Genomic DNA, 20,463 nt, shown 5'->3' on the forward strand with positions numbered 1-20,463 from the left:
GATTCGGAAAAAAGTCCTGGCGTCATGTAACAGCTTGGAATATAAGGAACGGCACGGCAGTTGTATAGAAGTACCCGCGAATAAACCTCACGGACGAGGGTACGACCATGCGCACGCGGCTTCTCTCCCTGCTCTGCACCCTGCTCCTGCTGGCCCTTGTGTCGGGCTGCGCCGGGCCGTCCTACGACACCCGCGAACACAAGCAGGTCTCCAACCTCGAGACCGAGATCACCGAACTCGACGCCCTGAAAAACAGCCGGGGCCGCCCCCTGACCCAGGCCGAGCGCCAGGCTCTCGACTCCAAGGCCGGGATCACCTTCCGCCTGAGCGCCGAGGAGTCCGAAGAGGTCAAGCAGTTCCTGCAGTACTTCACCCGGGAGAAGCGCGACACCGTGCAGCGCTGGATGCTCAGAAGCGAGCCGCACCTGGAGTACGTGCGCGCCGTGCTGGCCAGCCAGCGCCTGCCCCAGGATCTCCTGGCCCTGCCCTACATCGAGTCCGGCTACAACGTGCTGGCCCAGTCCGGGTCCGGCGCCGTGGGCATGTGGCAGTTCATGCCCGCCACGGCCCGGCGTTTCGGCCTCACCGTGGATTGGTGGCTGGACGAGCGCCGCGATCCCTATCTGGCCACCGTGGCCGCCGCCCGGTACCTGAAGGCCCTGCACGACCAGTTCGGCGACTGGCAGCTGGCCCTGGCCGCCTACAACGCGGGCGAGGGGACCATCTCCCGGGCCATGACCGCAACCGGCAAGCAATCATTCAAGACCCTGGCCCACTCCTCGGCTCCCCTCAAGGAGGAGACCAAGCACTACGTGCCCAAGTTCCTGGCCATGCTCAAGATCACCCAGAACGCCAAGCACCTGGGCTTCAACGCGCCGGACATGCGGGCCTCCAAGGACCTGCAGGAAGTGCGCATCCCCGCCGGAACCGATCTGGCCGGGCTGGCCTCGCACCTGGGATTCTCCTGGGAGCAGTTCCACGCCCTGAACCCGGCCTACCGCCGCCAGGTGAGCCCGCCGGACCGCACCACCACCGCCTGGGTGCCCAAGCGCCTGGCCCAGCCCGCCCTGGCCTACGTCGAGAATCCTTCTCACGGCAAAAGCGGCGCGGTGCGCCTGGCGCGCGGCGGCGAGACCTGGTGGACGCTCTCTCGCGAGACCGGCATCCCGGCCAACGTTCTGTGCGACGCCAACAAGGGCGTAAGCGCACCCATGCCCGGCAAGGCCGTGTTGATCCCGCTGGCCGCCTGTTCCCTGGACAACGGCGGCGGTTACGATCCGGTGGCGAAGCCCGGCAAGGCCGCGCCCGCTTCGACGGGCGTCGCCATGGCCCACGCCCAGGGCGCGCAGCCGTCCCAGTCCTCCGGTGCGGCGCTTGCGGCTGTGCCGGCCGCCTCGGGCCAGCCCGCCCTGTACATCGTGCGCAAGGGCGACACCCTGGAGTCCGTGGCCGGAAAGACCGGAATCGCCGTGCAGGAACTGGCCAGCTTCAACAAGGCCAACCCCAAGGAAGCGCTCATCCCGGGCACGCCGCTCTTGATCCCGGCCAAGGCGCAGGCTCCGGCCCCGGCCCCGGCCCAGGCCGTGGCCTCGGCCAAGTCTCAGCCGGTGCAGGAGGCCCAGGCCGACAGGCCCGTGGAGAAGACCGAGCTGAACCCCAACCCCAAGTACAAGGTCATCAAGCGTTCCGGGACGTGATTTTTAAGGACGATGCTGGAGAGGAGAAAGCCCCGGGCGGAAACGTCCGGGGCTTTTTGCGCCTGCGGGCGGGCCAGGGACAAGAGCATCCGCGGATACGGGAATTCCTCCCGGCGGCGTGGGTTGACCGGTTCCCGCAAAGGAGTATCCAGATTGGTTGGATACCTTGGACCGGCCCGGTTTGGCCCAGCCCGGTCCGGTCTGAAGACGCTCTTTCCCGGGAGGAGCCATGAAAACCGCAAGAATCGTTTCGTCGCTTCTCATATCGGCGCTGGTTCTGGCCGCGTGCCCGGCCTGGGCCCAGCGCGGCAATCCCCGCATGGAGTACGGTGGCCAGTCCGTGGACGCCATGGCAGCCTCGTTCATGGCCGAGAACGGCGTGCCGGGCATGGCCCTGGCCATCGTCCAGGCCCCCTACATCCCGCGCGTCACCGGGTACGGCCTGGCCGACATCGGAAAGAAGCTGCTGGTTGGCTCCAACACGGCCTTTGATCTCGGGCGCATGGGCGAGGCCTTCACCGCCGTTGCCGTCATGCAGCTGGTGGAGACGGATAGGCTGGGCCTCGACGACCCCGTGGGCAGGCATCTGGACAACCTGCCGGAATCCTGGCGTCCCGTGACCATCCGCATGCTCCTGTCGCACGCGTCGGGCATCCCGGACTATGCGCGCGATGCCTGCGCCGATCCGGCGCGCCCCCTGGACCTCGCCGCCGTCGTTTCCGCAGTCGGGGGCAAGCCCCTGGCCTTTGCCCCGGGCTCGGCCGTGTCCGGCAGCGCCACGGATTATTTCCTCCTGGCCCTGGCGGTGGAGGCGGCCGGCAAGGAGCGCTTCGAGGATTTCGTGCGGGTCAACCAGTTCGAGCGCCTGGGGCTTCGCCAGACCTTCTTCGCTGGCGAGACGGAGAAGGGGCGCGGTGAGGCGGTGGAGCAGAACGGCAACCGGCACAAGGAGTTTCTCAGCAATCCCGGCCTTATAAACCCGGTGGAGAGGGCAGCGGGGTACCGCGCCACGTTCAGGGGGCTTGCGCAGGCCACACCGCCCCACCCCAGGGCGCGGCTCGGGTCCGGGGGCATCTGGGCCTCGGCCATGGACGTGAGCCTGTGGGACGTGGGCCTGGCCGGAGGGATACTGGTGAAGGACCCGGCCATGCGGGCGCTCCTGTACAGCCCGGCCGTGCTGGCGGGCGGACGCAGGGAGCCGGTGATGGGCGCGTGGCGTTTTCCCGGGCGCGCGGGGCTCATGTACGTCACCGGGGACGCAGACGGCCAGTCGACATACCTGAGCCGCTTCACCGACCCCTCGGAGCTGGTCTGCGTCACCCTGCTGGCCAACAAGGAGGGGGTGGACCTGTCGCAGCTGGCCCGGCGCATCGCCGGGGCCTACGACCCCAGGCTCGGGCCGCCGCTCATGCTCGGCATGCGCATGCAGCAAAGTCCCTATCCGGTGAAGCAGACGCTCGCGCGCTTCCAGGCCGCCATGCGCGAATTCGGGGCCAAGGAGGCGGGCGAGGCGTCGACATCCAAGGCGAGCGCGAAGCCGGGGGCGGAAAAGGCCGGTATGGAGAAGCCGGGCCAGGAGGCCAAGGCGTCCGGGCCAGGGCATCAAGTCGCGGAGAGGATGGTGTTCGATTTTCCGGCGGCCCCGGGCAGGACCGTGCGCATCACGGCCAGGGCCTGGGAGCAGGACGGCCAGGTCTGGCTCGGCTGCACGGACCCGGCCGGAGCGGGCGGAGCGTCCGCCACCCCCGGCGGGTACGGCGCGTCCGTTCCGGTCGACCCCGCCTCCACGTCCGCCGTGATCCGCGCCAAGCTCGACCGGGCGCTCGTCGCGGCAGTGACACCGTATTGAGCGGCGCGCGTCTCTACGTCCCCAGCGCCCGCGCCAGAAGCTCCTTGGCCTCGTCCATGGGCAGTTCGAGCCCGGTCCAGAGCTTGAACTGGGCCGCGCCCTGGGCCGCGAACATGGAGAGCCCGTCGATGACGGCGGACCCGGCCAGCCGGGCGTCCCGCAGGAACACCGTTTCGCGCGGGTTGTAGACCAGATCGTAGGCCAGGCGTCCCGGCGTCCAGTATCCGGCGGGCAGGGGCGACTGGTCCACGGCCTTGCCGGACATGCCCATGGGCGTGGTGTTCACCACCAGGTGCGCGTCCACATGGTCGCGCCGCTCCCAGGTCACGGCCGTGGCCTTGAATTGTCCGGCCAGGGCCTTGGCCCGCTCGAAGTCCCGGTTGGCCACGGTGACGTTGCCCACGCCGATCTCGCTCAGCCCCGCCATCACCGCCTTGGCCGCTCCGCCCGCGCCCAGCACCAGGGCCGAGGAAGGAATGTGCTCGCGCTCAAGAAGAGGCGAGAGAAACCCCGGCACGTCCGTGTTGTGGCCGGTGAGCTTGCCGTCCTCCCATACCAGGGTGTTCACCGCGCCCGTGCAGGAGCACAGGGGCGAGATGGCGTCCAGCAGGGGAATCACCGCTTCCTTGTGGGGAATGGTCACGGAGAGCCCGGACACCGGCAGGGTCCGCACCGCCTGGATGAACGCTTCCAGGCGTTCGGGCGGCGTGGGGAAGGCCACGTAGGCCGCCCTGACGCCGAGGCGAGAAAACCCCCAGTTGTGCAGAAGCGGCGACAGGGTGTGCCCCAGGGGGTGGCCGATGATGCCGAAGACGCGCTCGGGAACCATGGGGGCGTCCACCGGGGAAGAACTCGTGGAAGGGGAAATGGTGGGTATGGTCATGGAAAACTCCCGCGCGCCCGCTGGCTCGCGGGCCGGAAAGAAAAAGGGGGCCTCGCGGCCCCCGGTTGCTCAGACTGCGTCGTAGCCCGCCTGCAGGGCCTCGGCGTTCTTGGGTATCATGTGGGCGTAGTGGCCCGGGATGACGTGGGACAGCGCCTCCTGCAGGCACTTGAGGGGCAGCGCGCCCGAGGCCTTGGCGTAGGCCCCCAGGGCCACCATGTTCACCATGCGGGCGTTGCCCACCTTTTCGGCGATCTCGTTGCAGGCCACGGGGAAGGCTTTCACCCGCCCGCCCTGGGCCTGGGCGTCGCCGCACAGGCTCGAGTTGACCACCACCGCGCCGCCGTCCTGCACGCGGGGCAGGAACTTCTCCAGCGACGGCCGGTTCAGGGCGATGAGGCCCACGGGGCTTAAGATGATGGGCGAGCCGATCTCCTCGTCGGAGATGACCACGGTGCAGTTGGCCGTGCCGCCGCGCATCTCGGGGCCGTACACGGGCATGAAGGTGACGTTCAGGCCGTGTTCCATGGCCGCCTGGGCCAGGAGCGTCCCGGCCAGGACCACGCCCTGGCCGCCGAATCCGGCGATGATCACGTCGGCGTACATCAGCAGGCTCCGGAGGTTTTGAGGTCCTTGAACACGCCCAGGGGGAAGCAGGGGATGAGCTCGTTTTCGACGCGCTCGTTGGCCTGGACGGGAGTCATCTTCCAGTTGGTGGGGCAGGTGGCCAGAAGCTCCACGAAGCCCATGCCCCGGTCCTCGAGCTGGGCCTCGAAGGCGTGGCGCACGGCCTTCTTGGCCTGGACGATGTTTTTCAGCGAGTTGAGCGCCACCCGGGCGGAGTAGGCCACGCCGGGCAGCCCGGCCATGATCTCGGCCATATGGAAGGGCTGGCCCTCGCGGGAAGCGCAGCGCCCGTCAGGGCAGGTGGTGGTCTTCTGGCCCACCAGGGTGGTGGGGGCCATCTGGCCGCCGGTCATGCCGTAGACGGTGTTGTTGACGAACACCACGGTGATGCGCTCGCCCCGGTTGGCCGCGTGCATGATCTCGGCCATGCCGATGGAGGCCAAGTCGCCGTCGCCCTGGTAGGTGAAGACCACCTTGTCCGGGTTGGTGCGCTTGAGCCCCGTGGCCGTGGCCGGGGCGCGCCCGTGGGGGGCCTCCACGGCGTCGAAGAGCAGGTAGTTGTACAGGAGCACCGAGCAGCCGATGGAGGTAACCATCAGGGTGTTCCCGGCCAGTCCCTGCCCGTCGAGATACTCGGCCACGATGCGGTGGGCCACGCCGTGCTGGCAGCCGGGGCAGTAGTGGGTGGCCACGTCGGCCACGGAGGGGGTGCGCTCAAAGGCGACGGTCTCACTCATAAGGAAGCTCCCGCGCAGGCGCGCTCGATGGCGGCCTGGAATTCGTCGGGGGTGGGCAGGTTGCCGGGCAGGGCCCCGAAGAAGTCTGAATCGGAAAGGCCGCGCACGGCCAGGCGCACGTCCTCCACCATCTGGCCCATGTTGTGCTCAATGGTCAGGAAGCGCTTGCCCGAATAGGCCAGGTCGCGCAGCACCTGCTCCGGGAAGGGGAACAGGGTGATGGGCCGCAAAAGCCCCACCTTGAGCCCCTTGGCGCGCAGCTTGCGCACGGCGGACTTCACGATGCGCCCGGTGGAGCCGAAGGCCACCACCACAAGCTCGGCGTCGTCAACCAGGAACTCTTCGGCCCGGGCCTGGGCGCGCATGTCCCGGTATTTCTCCTGCAGGCGCAGGTTCACTTCGGCGAGCTTGCCTTCGGCCAGGTGCAGAGAGCGCAGGATGCGCCGGTTCGGTCCGCTGGTCTGTCCCAGCCTCCAGCCGGAGGCTTCGTCCGGGTCGTCGGGGCGCGGGGCGCGGCGGATGAGGGGTTCCTTCATCTGGCCGAGGATCGCGTCGCCCACCACCAGCACCGGGGTGCGGTACTTGAAGGCCCAGTCGAAGGCCTCGCGGGTCATGTCGTAGGCTTCCTGGCAGGTGGCCGGGGCCAGGCAGGGGGTGCGGTAGTCGCCGTGTCCGCCGCCGCGCGTGGACTGGAAATAGTCGCCCTGGGCGGTGTTGATGTCGCCCACGCCCGGGCCGCCGCGCATCATGTTCACGATGACGCAGGGCACTTCGCCGCCGGCCATGTTGGAGATGCACTCCTGCATGAGCGAGATGCCCGGGCCCGACGAGCTCGTCATGGCCCGCTTTCCGGCCGCGGCAGCGCCCAGCACCATGTTGATGGAGGCCACCTCGCTCTCGGCCTGGACGAACGCGCCCCCGGCCTCGGGCAGGTGTTTGCTCATATATTCGGGAATTTCGTTCTGGGGGGTGATGGGGTAGCCGAAGTAGCCCTTGAGCCCGGCGTCCAGGGCTCCCATGGCCACGGCCTCGCTCCCCTTCACGAAGATGCGTCCGCCTTCCATCACGCGGCCTCCTTCTTTCCCTTGCGGGTGCGCCAGACCACGATGGCCAGGTCCGGGCACATCTGGGCGCAGGCGGTGCAGCCGGTGCAGGCGTTCGCCAGTTCCGGGTCGCACTCCACGATCTTGTAGCCCTGGGCGTTCATGGTCCGGGACTGGCGGATGATGTTTTCGGGGCAGACGGTGGTGCAGAGCAGGCAGCCCTTGCAGCGCCCCTCGTCGATGACAATTCGCGACATAGGATGGTCTCCTTGAATGCAAACCCTGCCTGGTCAGCGGATGAGCATGGCGTCGCCATACGAGAAAAACCGGAAGCGCTCGCGGATGGCATGCGCGTAAGCGTTCAATATGACGCCCTTCCCGGCCAGGGCGGCAACCATAATCACTAGGGACGAGCCGGGCAAATGAAAATTGGTGAGCATCCCGTCCACGACGGCGAACGTATGTCCTGGGCGGATGAAGATGTCCGTCCAACCGGTGAACGGCGCGAAGGAGCCGGTGGCGGCGAAGGCTCCCTCCAGGGCGCGGGCAGAGGTGGTGCCCACGGCGAACACCGGGCGGCCCTCGGCCTTGGCCTGGGCCACGGCGTCGGCCGTCTCTTGCGGAACCTCCACGAACTCGGCGTGCATGCGGTGGTCGCGGATGTCGGCGGCGCGCACCGGGCTGAAGGTGCCGTAGCCCACGTGCAGGCTCACCTCGGCCCATGCGAAACCGCTCGCGGCCAGGCCCGCGCGGAGCTCCGGAGTGAAGTGCAGCCCGGCCGTGGGCGCGGCCACCGAGCCCTGCTTGTCGTCGCGGGCGTGCAGGGTCTGGTAGCGGGAGCGGTCCTCGGCGGAGTCCGGGCGGTGGATGTAGGGGGGCAGGGGCATGTGCCCAATGCGCTCGAAGATGGATTTGAGGTCACCGCGCCAGTTGAGGACCACCCGGCTGCGTCCGAACTCGCCGCGTTCGATCACCGTGAGCGAGAGGTCCTCGGCGAAATCGATCACCGCGCCCGGCTTGGGCTTCTTGGATGCGCGCAAGAGGCCTTCGGCCTCGGCCGTGGACCAGCCGCCCTCCAGCCCCGGCCTGGGCTCCACCAGCGGCATGGGGGTGAGCATGAGAAATTCCACGGCCCCGCCGGTGGGCTTGGTGGTCAGAAGCCTGGCGGGTAGCACCTTGGAGTTGTTGGCCACCAGAAGCGCCCCGGCGGGCAGAAGGTCCGTAAGCTCGATGAAGCGGGCCTCGCGGGCCACGCCGCGGTGCCTATCCACCACGAGAAGCCGCGAGGCGTCGCGTCGCGCCGCCGGGGCCTGGGCGATGAGGTCTTCGGGCAGCTCGAAGCTGTAGGATTCGAGGGAGGTGTCGTCGATCAAGGGGCTGCGGGGGTCAGCGGCAGACGCCGAAACGCACGATCCAGTATATGGCGGCCAGGCCGTCGCGCCAGCCGATCTTTTTGCCTTCGCCGTAAGTGCGGCCGTAGTAGGACACCGGCACCTCGTAGACGCGGGACCGGTGCCTGGCCACCTTGGCGGTGAGTTCCGGCTCGATGCCGAAGCGGTCGCAGACCAGCTCCATGCCCTGGAGCAGCTCGCGCCGGAAGGCCTTGTAGCAGACCTCCATGTCCGTGAGGTTCAATCCGGTGAACATGTTGGACAGAAGGGTCAGGAAGCGGTTGGCCAGGTAGTGCCAGAAGTAGAGCACCCGGTGCGTGCCGCCCAAAAAGCGCGACCCGAACACGGCGTCGGCCCGGCCGGCGTAGATGGGGGCCAGAAGCGCCGGAAAGTCGGCGGGGTCGTATTCCAGGTCGGCGTCCTGGATGAGGACGATGTCCTTGGAGGCCGCCGTGAACCCGGTGCGCAGGGCCGCGCCCTTGCCCCGGTTGCGGGGGTGGAAGAGCACGGTGACGCGTTCCCGGCCCTCGATCGAGCGCAGGATGTCGCGGGTGCCGTCGGTGGAGAAGTCGTCCACCAGCACCACCTCGTCCACCTCGGGGCGCGCCAGAACCACATCGAGAATTTCGAGGATGGTGGCTTTCTCGTTGTAGACCGGGATCACCACGGAGAGGGTCATGCGGGTATCGTTCATGGCGGTAGCGGTTATGGGCGAAAGCCGGGGGGGCGTCAAGCGGGGGGAGGGCGGCGAAGCGCAAGAACCCTTTGCCAACGCGCCCGGTCGTGCTATCCGGGAGCATATCCTCACATTTTCCGGAGTCGCCCATGAGCCAGAACGGCCACCCCTCCTCGGTCAAGTCGCTCATCATCGTCATCCTGCTCATCATCGTCGGCATCCAGGCCTATCTGCTCTGGCGGGAGCATCCCCATGAGGGCCAGGCCCCCGCCCCGGGCAAGTCCGTCGAAGCGCCCGTCGCGCCATCCACGCCGTCAGGTCCGGCCGCGCCCGTGGCCGTCCCGGCCAAGGCTGCGTCCGGAAAGCCCGTCGCCGTGGAGGCCGTGTCATTCCAGCAGCGCCGGGACGAAATATTCATCGCCTTCAACAGGCCCATCGGCGAGGAGGAATCCTCGGGCGACCTGGTAAGCCCGCCCTTCGACACCGACCCGCCCGTGCCCGGCCAGTGGAACTGGATGGGCCCCTATGTGCTGCGCTTCAAGACCTCGGCCAAGAACGCCTTCGATCCGGCCCTCACCTACACGTTCACCGCGCGCCCCGAGCGTTTCCTTCCGTCCGGTGAGACCTTGGCCGGCCGCACCGTGTTCGACATCAAGGGCTCGGCGCTTCGCCTGTTCGACTGGAGTTCCGAACTCGACCCCGTGCCCGGCAAGCCCGGCTGGTACACCGTGGTCTGGGAGCTGCGCCTCAACCGGACCATGCGCCCCCAGGACGCGCTGGCGGGTTTCAGGCTCGTTGATCCCAAGCTCGGCGAGGCCGCGCCCGTGGCGCTTTCCTCCGGCCAGGACCCGGAAGAGGGTTCGAGCACCCTGCGCCTCGTCAGCGCTCCGGTCCAGGCCGACACCAAGGCCCGGACGTTCACGCTCCTGGGCGACAAGGACAAGGTGGCCGCCGTGGACGGCACCAGGCTGGATCAGCCCCTGGTCCTGACCGCGTCCGTGGTCCATTCCGCCGTGCTGGACGTCCGCCTCTCCAAGAAGCGTGACCGCGACCGCGACCTGGAAACGGCCGGCTTCCTCTTCACCTTTTCCGCCAGGACAGATCCCGAGGAATTCAAGCGTGTTGCCCGTGTGGAGCCTCCCGTGGAGAACCTCCTGGTGACGGCGGAGCCGGGCTCGGGCCTTCTGGTGTCGGGAGCGTTCAAGCCCGGCGCCAGCTACTCCCTCACGCTTCCCAAGGGGCTCACGTCGCTTTCCGGCGCGACCCTGGACAAGGACGCCAAGTTCACCCTCCGGGTGCCCGACCTCGAGCCCTCGGCCAAGTTCGCCCACCAGGGCATGTTCCTGCCCAGAAGCGGCGCGCGCAACCTGGCCATCGAGTCGGTGAACGTGAATTCCGCACAGGTGCGCATCGACCGGGTCTACCGCAACAACGTCTTCTTCGCCCTCAACTACTACGACTACTCCTTCTACAACGACCAGGAGTACATGGATGAAGTCCTGCCCTACCTGGGCGACACCGTGGACAGCTTCGACATGGCCCTCAAGTCCCCGCGCAACCAGACGCGCCAGACGCCCTTCAACCTGGAGGAGCACGTGCGGGATCACGAGCCCGGGCTCTACCGGGTGATGGTCTCGGCCGAGGGCAGAAACGGCAACAGCGGGCAGAAGTGGATGCTGGTGACGGATCTCGGCATCGCGGCCAAGCGCGGGCGGGACGACATGCTGGTCTGGGTGGCCTCCTACAAGGACGCCGCCCCGGTGGCCGGGGCACGGGTGAAGATCGTCTCCACCAAGAACCAGGTGCTCTACCAGGGCGTCACCGACGCCAAGGGGTTGTGGCGGGTCACGGGGCTCTCCAAGCTGCCCGAGGACAAGGAACTCTTCATGATCACGGCGGAGAAGGACGCGGACTACTCCTTCCTGCAGCTTGCGCGCATGGGCACGGACATGACCGGCCTGGACGTGTCCGGCGTGGAGGTGGCCCAGGCGGGCTATCAGGCGTTCCTCTGGGGCGAGCGCGATATCTATCGCCCCGGCGAGACTGCCTCGGGCATGGTGGCCGTGCGCGATCCCAAGCTCGGCACACCCCAGCCCGTGCCGCTCAAGCTGCGCTGGTCCGACCCGCAGGGCAGGGAGCTTGCCGTGGACACGGTGAAGACCGACGCCCAGGGCCTGGCCGCCTTCACCCGGACCATGCCCGCCCACTCCCCCACCGGCCCCTATCTGCTGGAGGCCTTGGTGGGCGACGAGCCCATCGGGCAGTACCGCTTCCAGGTGGAGGACTTCAAACCCGACCGCATCGCGACCGAGGTCAAGCCCGAGACCGAGAGGGCCTCTCCGGGCAAGGACCTCTCCTACGCAGTGGTGGGACGCTACCTCTTCGGCGCTCCGGCGGCCGGGCTGGCAGTGGAGACCCAGGTGACGCTGACCCCCGCTCCCTTCGCCCCCAAGGGATTCGAAACCTACACCTTCGGCGATCCGGACCGGACTTTCGATCCGGTGGACCTCTTCCACGAGACCGGACAGCTTGACGACGAGGGGCGCATGGTCTTCAAGGCCGCCGTGCCCGAAGGGCTCAAGCCCCCGGCCGCCCTGGTGGCCGTGGTGTCCGGGCGGGTGAGCGAGGCGGGCGGGCGCGGCGTGGCCGCCCGCGTCAAGATGCTGGTGGACGCCTATCCGCGCTATCCGGGCATCCTGAAGCTTAACGACTCGGGCCTGAAGCCCGGCGAGCCCCACGCGTTCGAGTACGTGGTGGTGGACGGCCTGGGCCAGGAGGCCAAGGCCGAGTCCCTGGTGGCGGAACTCTACCAGGACCGCTGGCAAACCGTGCTCAAGCGCACCGGGGAGGGCACGGGCTTCAAGTACGAGACCAAGCGCGATTCCAGGCTGGTGGAGCGCCGCGAGATCGCCGACCCCGGCTCCAGGGGGCAGGTGAGCTTCACCCCGCCCAAGTACGGCAGCTACCGCCTGGTGGTGAAGGAGCCGTCCACGGGCGCGGCGGCCCAGCTCAGCTTCTGGGCCGAGGGCCAGGGCTACAACCCCTGGGCCATGGAGAACCCGGCCAAGCTCGAGTTCGCCTCGGCCAAGCAGGATTACCTGCCCGGCGAGACGGCCAGGCTCCAGGTGCGCGCTCCCTTCGCGGGCAAGCTCCTGCTGACGGTGGAGTCGCTCGGGGTCATGGACACCATGATCGTGGACATGCCCGCCAACACCGGCGAGGTGAGCGTTCCCATCAAGCCGGGCTACAGCCCCAACGTGTACGTCACCGGGGTGCTCGTGCGAAAGGGCGCGGACGTGCGCCCGGGCGAGACCGGACGTGCCTTCGGAACCATCAGCCTGGGCGTGGCCCGCGAGGCCGGACGCCAGAAGGTGTCCGTGCTGGCCCCCGAGCAGATCCGCCCCCAGACGCCCCTGACCATCACCGCCAAGGCCGACCCGGGCTCCATCGTGACCCTGGCCGCCGTGGACGAGGGCATCCTGCAGCTCATCGCCCAGAAGACCCCGGACCCGTGGGGGGCGTTCTACGCCAAGCGCGGCCTGGGGGTGGCCTCCTTCGACACCTGGGCCATGCTCCTGCCCGAGGTGAAGGCCGCCGGAGCCAAGGCCCCGGCCGGCGGCGACGACTGGAGCCGCTACCTGCGCACCGAATCGCCCCAGGGCGACAAGTCCGTGGCCTTCTGGTCCGGGCCGCTCAAGGCCGACGCGCAAGGCCGCGTGCAGTGGACCATCGACGTGCCCGGATTCCAGGGGGCGCTGCGCATCATGGCCGTGGCCGTCTCCGGAAACCGCTTCGGCTCGGCCCAGCACATCACGCGGGTGAGGAGCCCGCTGGTGCTCCTGCCCACCTTCCCGCGCTTCGCCCAGACAGGCGAAACCCTGCGCCTGCCCGTGACCCTGCGCAACGACACGGGCGCGGACGGCTCCTTCGCCCTGGCCTTCGAGGCTTCGGGGGCCGTGAGCGTGGCCAAGGCCCCGGCCGCCGTGGACATCCCGGCGGGCAAGGAGCGCACGGTGTTCCTGGGGGTGAAGACGTCCGGCTCGGAGGGCACGGCGGCGCTTGCCGTGAAGGCGTCCGGCAATAACGAATCCATGAGCGCGCGAACGGAGTTCTTCGTGCGCTCGCCATTGCCCGCCGAGAGCCGCATTCAGGACGGGACCAACCAGGGCCAGACAGTGGAGTTCCCGGCAGCCGACGCCCAGGGGCTTCTGTCCGGAACGGTGGCGCGCTCGCTGCGGGCCGGGCGTTTCCCGGCGGTGCGCTACGCGGGCAAGCTGGACGCGCTTCTGGGCTACCCCTACGGCTGCATGGAGCAGACCGTGTCCAAGGCCTTCCCGCTTCTCTACCTGGCCAATCTGGCCCGGGAGCTTGAACCCGAGGCCCTGGCCAAGTCCTCGCCCGAGGCTATGGCCCAGCAGGGCGTGACCCGGGTGCTCTCCATGCAGCTGCCCTCGGGCGGGTTCGGCATGTGGCCGGGCAGCGACCGGGAGCAGGAGTGGGCCACGGTCTACGGAACGCACTTCCTGCTGGAGGCGTCCAAGGGCGGCTACCAGGTGCAGGCCCGCGCCCTGGAGAGCTCCCTGGCCTTCATTGCCGACGCGGTGAAGAACGAGCACCACGGCGGCGGGCTCAAGACCCAGGCCTACGGGCTCTACGTGCTGGCCCGGGCGGGCAAGGCCGACCGGGGCATGATGGACCACATGCGCGACAAGCTCGCGGCCAAGCTCACGGCCGACGCCAAGGCATTGTTGGCCGCCGCCTACACGGCGGCCGGGAACGCCAAGGGCGGGGAGAAGCTGCTGGCCGGGCTTGGCGAGCCGGTTGCCGCGCCGCGCGCCGACGACATCTTCGATTCGCCGCTACGCGCCCGGGCTCTCATGCTGTCCGCCCTGGCCGACGCCGATCCCGCCGGGCAGGAAACCGCCAAGGCCGCCCGCGAGCTCACGAGGATGCTTGATTCGGCCAAGGCCTGCTCCACCCAGGAGTCGGGCATGGCCTTCATGGCCCTGGGCAAGCTCTTCGCAAGGCAGCAGGCCGCGCCGCCCTGCGGCGGGCAGCTCATGGCCGGGCAGACCCAGCTGGCCCGCTTCGACACCTCGAAGACGTTCGTCTTGAAAAACATCGGGGAGCAGGGTGCGCTGACCCTGGCGCTCGGCCCCGAATGCCAGCCCGGCGCGCTCTTCTACACCCTGGACACCCGGGGCATTCCGGAGCTGGCCTCCTACAAAGCGGCCTCGGCCGGGCTTGCGGTGTCGCGGGAGTTCCTGGGGCGCGACGGCAAGCCCCTGGACGCGTCCAGGCTGGCCCAGGGCGCAGTGGTCGTGGTCAAGACCTCGGTCAAGTCCCTGTCCGGGGCCTTGGCCCACGTGGTGGTGTCGCAGCTCCTGCCCTCGGGGCTGGAGGTGGAGAACCCCAGGCTCGCCAGCACCGACCGCCTGCCCTGGATGGCCGAGGAACCCGCGCCCACGGCCTACGCCGACTTCCGGGCCGACCGGGTCAACGTGTTCCTGGACCTCCCGGGGGACAAGCCCGTGGAGATATACACCCTGTGCCGGGCGGTGATCCCCGGCGACTACACCCTGCCGCCGGTGCGGGCCGAGGCCATGTACTATCCCGAGATCTTCGCCACGGCCGGGCTCGGGACCCTCAAAGTGGAGGGAGGCGGTGACTAGAGGCGCGATTTTGGAAAACAGGAATATGTTTTTCAAAAGTAGAGTTAATAGCTTGAGCGTGTTGCACCATGAAGACATATGACCGGATTTCGTGGACGCCTCTTTAGAAGAAGCGAAGCGGGGCGGGACACCGGGTCCCGCCCCGTGAAGCGGTTGTATCGCGCCCTCGCGTGGGCGCTTGCGGCCGCGTGCTCGCTCTCTTTCGTGTTCCTCGCCCTGGACTGGCTCTTCCCCTTTCCCGTGGAGCGCCTGGCTCCTCCGGCTTCCACCGTGGTTACGGGCTCGCGCGGCGAGCCCATCCGCTTCTTCCTGGCCCGGGACCAGTCCTGGCGCTTCCCCGTGGCTCTTGACGACATCCCTGCCGTGTACCTGGACGCGCTGCTCTGCGCCGAGGACCGCCGGTTCTTCCGCCACCCCGGCGTGGACCCGGCGGCCCTGGCCAAGGCCCTGGCCGCCAACGTCCTGGCCGGGCGCGTGGTGCGGGGCGGGTCCACCATCACCATGCAGGTGGCTCGCCTGGCCGAACCCAAGCCGCGCACCTACGCAGCGAAAATCATCGAGTGCTTCCGGGCGTTCCAACTGGAGCTGCACTTCTCCAAGCCCGAAATCCTGCGCTGCTATGCCAACCTGGCCCCCTTCGGCGGCAACATCACGGGCCTGGGCGCCGCCAGCTGGTTCTATTTCGGCAAGTCGCCCGACAAGCTTTCGCTCTCCGAGGCGGCGCTTCTGGCGGCCATCCCGCGTTCGCCCAACCGCTTCCAGCCGGTGCGGCACCCACACGAGGCCCGCAAGGCCAGGACCCTCGTGCTGGCCGCCATGGCCGCCACCGGCGCGGCCGCCCCCGAACGGGCCGCCGAGGCGGCTGCGCAGCCCCTGCCCGGGGCGCTCAAGCGTCCGCCGCTCATCGCGCCGCACCTGGCCCAGATGGCCGTGGCCCAGGCCCGCGCCGGGGCCGCGCCTCCTGCCCGGACGCACGGCGGCTCGGATACTCTGCCCGCGCTCCAGACCCCGGCAGGGGCGTCCGCCATCCGCACCACCCTGGACAGCCGCATCCAGGAGATTTCCCGCCAGGCCGCCCGCTCGCGCCTGGTCGAGTTGCGCGCCCAGGGCGTGGGCAACGCCGCCGTGGTGGTGCTGGACGTGAAAACCCGCGACGTTCTGGCCCTGGTGGGTTCGGACGACTTCCTGGACGAATCCCGCCGGGGCAAGGTCAACGCGGCCACGGCCCAGCGCTCGCCGGGCTCGGCCCTCAAGCCGTTCCTCTACGCCCTGGCCTTCCAGGATGGCGATATCTCCCCCCAGAGCCTGCTCCTGGACATCCCCATCACCGCCGGAAACTACGACCCGCGCAACTACGACGGAAACTACCGGGGTCGCGTGGAGGCCCAGGACGCCCTCATCAACTCCTACAACACCCCGGCCGTGCGCCTGCTGGCCCAGGCCGGTCCGGAGCGCTTCCACAAGCTCCTGCTGGACGGCGGCCTGGCCGGGCTCTCGAGACCCACGGCCCACTACGGCCTCGCGCTCATCCTCGGCGGAGGAGAGGTGAGCCTCCTCGACCTGACCAACCTCTACGCCACGCTGGCGCGCGGGGGCATGCACGCCCCGGCCTCGTTCCTCACGGGCGTCCGGCATCCGGAAAAGCGCCTGCTTTCGCCGGAAGCCTGCTCTCTGTCGGCATCCATCCTCTCGCGCCTGGAGCGCCCCGACCTGCCCGGCGGAGCGGAACGCGCATCCGGGCTGCCCACCGTGGCCTGGAAGACCGGCACCTCCTTCGGCCACAGGGACGCCTTCGCCGTGGGGTTCTCGTCGCGCTTCGTGGTGGGCGTCTGGACGGGCAACGTGGACGGGCGGCCCGTGAAGGGCATCTCCGGCATGCGCCAGGCCGCGCCGCTCTTCTTCGACATATTCCGCGCCCTGGAGCCGGACGGGTCCGGGCTGCCGCGACCCGAAGGCCTCAACCTGGCCGAGGTGGAGGTCTGCGCCCTGTCGCGCCAGCTGCCTGGACCGGACTGCCGCGAGCGCGTCGCCATGACCGTCATCCCCGGCGTCACCAAGCTCACGCCCTGCCTGGTGCACCAGCGCGTGCTGGTGGACGCGGCCACAGGGCTGCGTGTGGCCGGAAGCTGCCTCGACGGCCGCGACGTGCGTCAGGAGGTCGTCACCCAGTACCCGGCAGAGCTCACCACCTGGTGGCGCGCCGGAGGCATGCCCGTGCCCGCCATCCCCGAGCCCAGCCCCGACTGCCCCGAAGCCCTGGCCGGGCAAGGGCCCCGCATCACCTCGCCCAAGGCCCAGGCCGTCTACCGCCTGCGGCCCGGCAGCCCCGAGGCGTTCCAGCGGGTGGGGCTGGCCGCCCAGGCCGGGACCGACGCCGGCGAGCTGCACTGGTTCCAGGACGGAATCCTGGTCCGGGAGCAGGGACAGGGAGAGGGACTGTTTCTCGAACTCGAGAGAGGCGAACACCGGCTCATGGTGGTGGACAGCCGGGGGCGGTCGGATTCGGTCAGGTTCTCGGTAGAGTAGAAAAGCGAAGAGGCCTCCGTCCATGGCCTTCTGTCGATATCGCGCAACAATGCCAGCATATCGAGACAGTTAGGCACGCAAGGCAGCCTTCCCGTATTCTTCAACATTTCGAAATGATTGACGACTTGTCCCGTGGCACCGATGTTGCCCCGGCTAGGCCGCTCCTTCGGGAGCGACTTATTCTTGGAGGTCGTCCATGCGTATGCGTCTTATCCTGTTCGCCGTGCTTCTGCTCCAGGCTTGCGCCGCCACCGCCAACCGCCAGCCTTCCACCACCGAGCGGGCCGACTGGGGCCGCCACTTTCAGGCCGCCGGGGTCGAGGGCACCATGGTGCTCATGAAGGAAGGCTCCGGCCGGATGCAGGTCTACAACCCGGCCAGGGCCAGGACGCAGTACCTGCCCGCGTCCACGTTCAAGGTGCTGAACAGCCTGATCGCCCTGGAGACCGGCGTGTCCGCCGGGCCCGACACCATCTTCCCCTGGGACGGCAAAGAGCACCCCCTACCCGCCTGGAACCGCGACCTCACCATGCGCGAGGCCTTCGCGGTCTCAAGCGTCCCCGTGTACCAGGGCATCGCCCGCGCCATCGGCCAGGAGCGCATGGCCCGCTACGTGGACGCCGTGAAATACGGCAACGCAGACATCGGGGGCGGCCTCGACACCTTCTGGCTGGAGGGGAACCTGCGCATCAGCGCCGTGGAGCAGATCGACTTCCTGCGTCGCCTCTACGAGGAGCACCTGCCGTTCTTCAAACGCTCCATGGACACCGTAAAGGACATCATGGCCCAGGACAGGGGGGCCGGCTGGGTGATCCGCTCCAAGACCGGCTGGGCGGGGTTCTATCCCAAGCACACCAGCGGCGGACCCGACATCGGCTGGTGGGTGGGCTGGCTGGAGCGCAAGGGCGAGGTCTGGTTCTTCGCACTCAACATCGACCTGAAGGGCGCGGAGCAGGCCAAGGCGCGCAAGGACGTGGTGCTGGCGGTGCTTGGGGCCGAGGGTTTGTTGCCCTAGCATCGTGACCCGCATGGGGATACATGGTATGGAAGGTGAAAATCCGTGGCGTTGCTGGTGAAGAAGTGACCGAACCTTCGGAAGATGTGCCGTGGAAGTGGCGGCATCGGCTCGTTGAGGCGTTTCGGGATGGGCGGCCGCAAGGAGAGGCTCATGCGGATGCGCAAAGGATGGGCGGGCGTGGCGGCGCTGGCGGTGATCCTGGGAGTGCTTGCGTCCAAGTTGCTGTCCCTGGCCGCGGCGCCCAAGGTCATGACCTTCGTGAGCCTGAACTGGGAGCCGTACGCGGCCGAGACCATCCCGGGAAACGGGTTCACCACGGAGATTATCGCCGAGGCGTGTAAGCGGGCCGGGTACGAGGCGCAGTTCACCTTCATGCCGTGGAAACGCGTGCTGGCTGAAACCGAGGCGGGGGACTTCGACGCCCTTTTCAACGCCTACCACTCCGAGGACAGGGCGAGAAGGTACGCCCTGTCGGAGCCGTATGCGGCCAGCCCGCTGGTGGTGTGCGCCAAAGCCGGAAGCGGCGTCCGTTACGACGGGACGCTCGAGAGCCTCAAGCCGTACAGGATCGGGGTTGTCGCCGGATACGTCAACACGCCCGAATTCGACGGCGCTTCATTCCTGAACAAGGAAGAGACGCTGAGCGACATCACCAATCTCAAGAAGCTCATACAGGGAAGAGTCGATCTCATCGTCATCGACAAATACACGGCGATCCAGCTGCTCAAGTCGTCGCCTACCCTGGAAGCCGGGCTGAGCGATGTCGTGTTCCTCAGTCCGGAACTGGACAACAAGCCGCTCTACGCCATGTTTTCCAGGAAAAAGGATGGATACAGGGAAAAAAGGGATGCGTTCAACCGCGGCCTCAAGGCCGTCCAGCAGGATGGAACGGTGAACGCCATCCTGGAGAAATACGGCTTCTCCCGTCAGGAATGACGGACGGGATTTGCCCAGGCGCTTCCCTCGAAACGCGAAAAGCCCGGCCGGAGCGCTCCGGCCGGGCTTTAAAGCATCTCTTGATCTGCAACTAGGCGGACTTGGCCAGGTTGCGGGAGCGCTTCTTCAGGCGGTTCACCTTGCGGCGAAGGATGTCCTTCTCCTTGCGGGAGGTGCCTTCGGCGGCCTTCTTGGCGCGCATGTCCTTCATCTGGGCCTTCATGCTCAGAATCTGGGCCTTGAAGGGGCTCGCGCCGCCCTTCTCCTCGGTGATGCCCAGGACTTCCTTGATCGCTGCGACCAGTGCGTCCTTGTCCATGCCGGAAGCGCCCTGAATCATGGGCAGCTGGTTGATGATGAGGTCGCGCAGTTCCTTGGCGGTCATCTTTTCCAAGGGTTTTTTCAGCTCGATAGTGATTTCTTCGGCCATGGTCCGCCTCCAATAGGGGAATTAGTGTCACCTGCCGGGGCCAAACTGGCGGACGTAGGCCGCATACGAGCGCCCCACGGCGGTGTTCGGGTCCAGGTTCAGGCCCCCCAGGCGTGCGATCCTTGGCGACGGCAGTCGCCAATAGGTCGGAGCCTCGCCTGATATGGCGCTCAGAGGGGTTTTGCCCTGTAGCAGATCGAATTGGACCTTGTCAAAGAGTTGTTGTCCCAGGAAGGCGTTGACCTTGTCCAGCACGTCGGGACCGTCGTAGATGCTCTCCTGCATGGCCATGGCGTCTTCCACGCCCAAAAGCAGGATGGAGCGGCGGTGCCCCAGGGGGAAGGCGTAGGGGGCCACGTCGCCCAGCACCTCGCGCCACCTGGGCCAGAGCATGGCCAGGCGGAACCCTAGGCCCGCGTCGCGGCGGCTGGCGAAGCCGATGATGAGCTCCCCCAGCGCGCGCATCAGAGCCGGGCCTTCTCGGCCACGTCGTCGAGCATCTCCTCGGGGGTGGCGTCCACGGAGAGGATGAAGTGCGCGGCGTTCATGAACAGGGGCTCGAGCCTGGAGAGCTCGGCGGCGAGCGCCCCGGTGCGGGAGGGGTCATCCAGGCGCGCGGCCAGGACGTGGGGCATGCTCATGAGGTAGAACACCTTGCCGGAGGCGCGCATGGCCGAAACCAGGGCCGCGTCCTCCACCAGGGCGGAGTTGGTCACGGCCACTGCCTGGCCGGATCGTGCGAGCAGGGCCTCGATCTCTCCGGCGCTTGCGGCCTCGGCCGGGGCGAGTCCCAGGCGGGCGGCCGCGTCGCGGGCAAGACTCTCGATGCCGGATCCCTCCATGCCGAGAAAGAAGAGGTTGCCCGACGCGCCGCCGATGGGGGCGCAGTCTTCGTGGCGGAAGGTCAGGGACTTGTCCTCTTCCAGGACGTCGAAACGTTCGCGGATGATCTTCTGGGGGCGTGGCAGCGACATGGGC

Annotated in this window: 16 protein-coding genes; 6 read left to right on the plus strand and 10 right to left on the minus strand. The window is 68.2% G+C overall.

Annotated elements, in window-relative coordinates; translation table 11 throughout:
* Positions 1-107 precede the first annotated feature (107 nt).
* Positions 108-1,697: a lytic transglycosylase domain-containing protein gene (locus ML540_RS01245; RefSeq protein WP_243358000.1), complete on the plus strand. Its 1,590-nt coding sequence runs from the start codon at positions 108-110 to the stop codon at positions 1,695-1,697.
* Positions 1,698-1,926: 229 nt separating this feature from the next.
* Positions 1,927-3,546, plus strand: a complete 1,620-nt coding sequence (locus ML540_RS01250) for a serine hydrolase domain-containing protein (RefSeq protein ID WP_243358001.1) — start codon at positions 1,927-1,929, stop codon at positions 3,544-3,546.
* Positions 3,547-3,559: 13 nt separating this feature from the next.
* Here the strand turns inward: ML540_RS01250 and aroE are convergent, their stop codons facing one another.
* From aroE to ML540_RS01285, 7 genes are all read right to left on the minus strand, one after another.
* A complete protein-coding gene (gene aroE / locus ML540_RS01255) occupies positions 3,560-4,429 on the minus strand; it encodes a shikimate dehydrogenase (RefSeq protein ID WP_243358002.1) in 870 nt (289 codons plus the stop codon).
* A 69-nt stretch (positions 4,430-4,498) separates the two neighbouring features.
* Positions 4,499-5,041 carry a 2-oxoacid:acceptor oxidoreductase family protein gene (locus ML540_RS01260; protein WP_243359621.1) on the minus strand — a complete coding sequence of 181 codons (543 nt, stop codon included), beginning with the start codon at positions 5,039-5,041 and terminating at the stop codon, positions 4,499-4,501.
* Positions 5,035-5,793 (minus strand): thiamine pyrophosphate-dependent enzyme, encoded by a 759-nt coding sequence (locus tag ML540_RS01265; protein ID WP_243358003.1) that lies wholly within the window; start codon positions 5,791-5,793, stop codon positions 5,035-5,037. Before ML540_RS01265 ends, ML540_RS01260 begins: the two co-directional genes overlap by 7 nt.
* Positions 5,790-6,857 (minus strand): 3-methyl-2-oxobutanoate dehydrogenase subunit VorB, encoded by a 1,068-nt coding sequence (locus tag ML540_RS01270; protein ID WP_243358004.1) that lies wholly within the window; start codon positions 6,855-6,857, stop codon positions 5,790-5,792. The genes ML540_RS01265 and ML540_RS01270 overlap by 4 nt, the downstream gene beginning before the upstream one ends.
* Positions 6,857-7,093 (minus strand): 4Fe-4S binding protein, encoded by a 237-nt coding sequence (locus tag ML540_RS01275; protein WP_243358005.1) that lies wholly within the window; start codon positions 7,091-7,093, stop codon positions 6,857-6,859. The genes ML540_RS01270 and ML540_RS01275 overlap by 1 nt, the downstream gene beginning before the upstream one ends.
* 33 nt (positions 7,094-7,126) lie before the next feature.
* A complete protein-coding gene (gene queA / locus ML540_RS01280; protein WP_243358007.1) occupies positions 7,127-8,209 on the minus strand; it encodes a tRNA preQ1(34) S-adenosylmethionine ribosyltransferase-isomerase QueA in 1,083 nt (360 codons plus the stop codon).
* Between the two features lie 13 nt (positions 8,210-8,222).
* The gene (locus tag ML540_RS01285) at positions 8,223-8,921 is read right to left on the minus strand and encodes a glycosyltransferase family 2 protein (protein ID WP_243358009.1); all 699 of its coding nucleotides are present in this window, start codon (positions 8,919-8,921) and stop codon (positions 8,223-8,225) included.
* Positions 8,922-9,052: 131 nt separating this feature from the next.
* Between ML540_RS01285 and ML540_RS01290 the strand changes: the two genes are divergently transcribed.
* From ML540_RS01290 to ML540_RS01305, 4 genes are all read left to right on the plus strand, one after another.
* Positions 9,053-14,575: an alpha-2-macroglobulin family protein gene (locus tag ML540_RS01290; RefSeq protein ID WP_243358011.1), complete on the plus strand. Its 5,523-nt coding sequence runs from the start codon at positions 9,053-9,055 to the stop codon at positions 14,573-14,575.
* Positions 14,576-14,719: 144 nt separating this feature from the next.
* Positions 14,720-17,101 (plus strand): penicillin-binding protein 1C, encoded by a 2,382-nt coding sequence (pbpC, locus tag ML540_RS01295; protein ID WP_243358014.1) that lies wholly within the window; start codon positions 14,720-14,722, stop codon positions 17,099-17,101.
* 196 nt (positions 17,102-17,297) lie between these two features.
* Complete coding sequence (gene blaOXA / locus ML540_RS01300; RefSeq protein ID WP_243358016.1) at positions 17,298-18,116, plus strand: class D beta-lactamase; 819 nt, start codon at positions 17,298-17,300, stop codon at positions 18,114-18,116.
* A 153-nt stretch (positions 18,117-18,269) separates the two neighbouring features.
* Positions 18,270-19,055: a substrate-binding periplasmic protein gene (locus ML540_RS01305; protein ID WP_243358018.1), complete on the plus strand. Its 786-nt coding sequence runs from the start codon at positions 18,270-18,272 to the stop codon at positions 19,053-19,055.
* Between the two features lie 91 nt (positions 19,056-19,146).
* Here ML540_RS01305 and ML540_RS01310 read toward each other — a convergent pair whose 3' ends face one another.
* The 3 genes from ML540_RS01310 to ML540_RS01320 are packed head-to-tail and all read right to left on the minus strand — an operon-like array spanning position 19,147 to position 20,459.
* On the minus strand, positions 19,147-19,485 hold the full coding sequence (locus ML540_RS01310) for a hypothetical protein (RefSeq protein WP_243358020.1): 339 nt from the start codon (positions 19,483-19,485) through the stop codon (positions 19,147-19,149).
* Positions 19,486-19,512: 27 nt separating this feature from the next.
* Positions 19,513-19,950 (minus strand): DciA family protein, encoded by a 438-nt coding sequence (locus ML540_RS01315; protein ID WP_243358022.1) that lies wholly within the window; start codon positions 19,948-19,950, stop codon positions 19,513-19,515.
* The gene (locus ML540_RS01320; protein WP_243358025.1) at positions 19,950-20,459 is read right to left on the minus strand and encodes a nucleoside/nucleotide kinase family protein; all 510 of its coding nucleotides are present in this window, start codon (positions 20,457-20,459) and stop codon (positions 19,950-19,952) included. The genes ML540_RS01315 and ML540_RS01320 overlap by 1 nt, the downstream gene beginning before the upstream one ends.
* Positions 20,460-20,463: the final 4 nt, after the last annotated feature.

The sequence above is a fragment of the Fundidesulfovibrio terrae genome (assembly GCF_022808915.1).
GTDB classification, from domain to species: domain Bacteria; phylum Desulfobacterota; class Desulfovibrionia; order Desulfovibrionales; family Desulfovibrionaceae; genus Fundidesulfovibrio; species Fundidesulfovibrio terrae.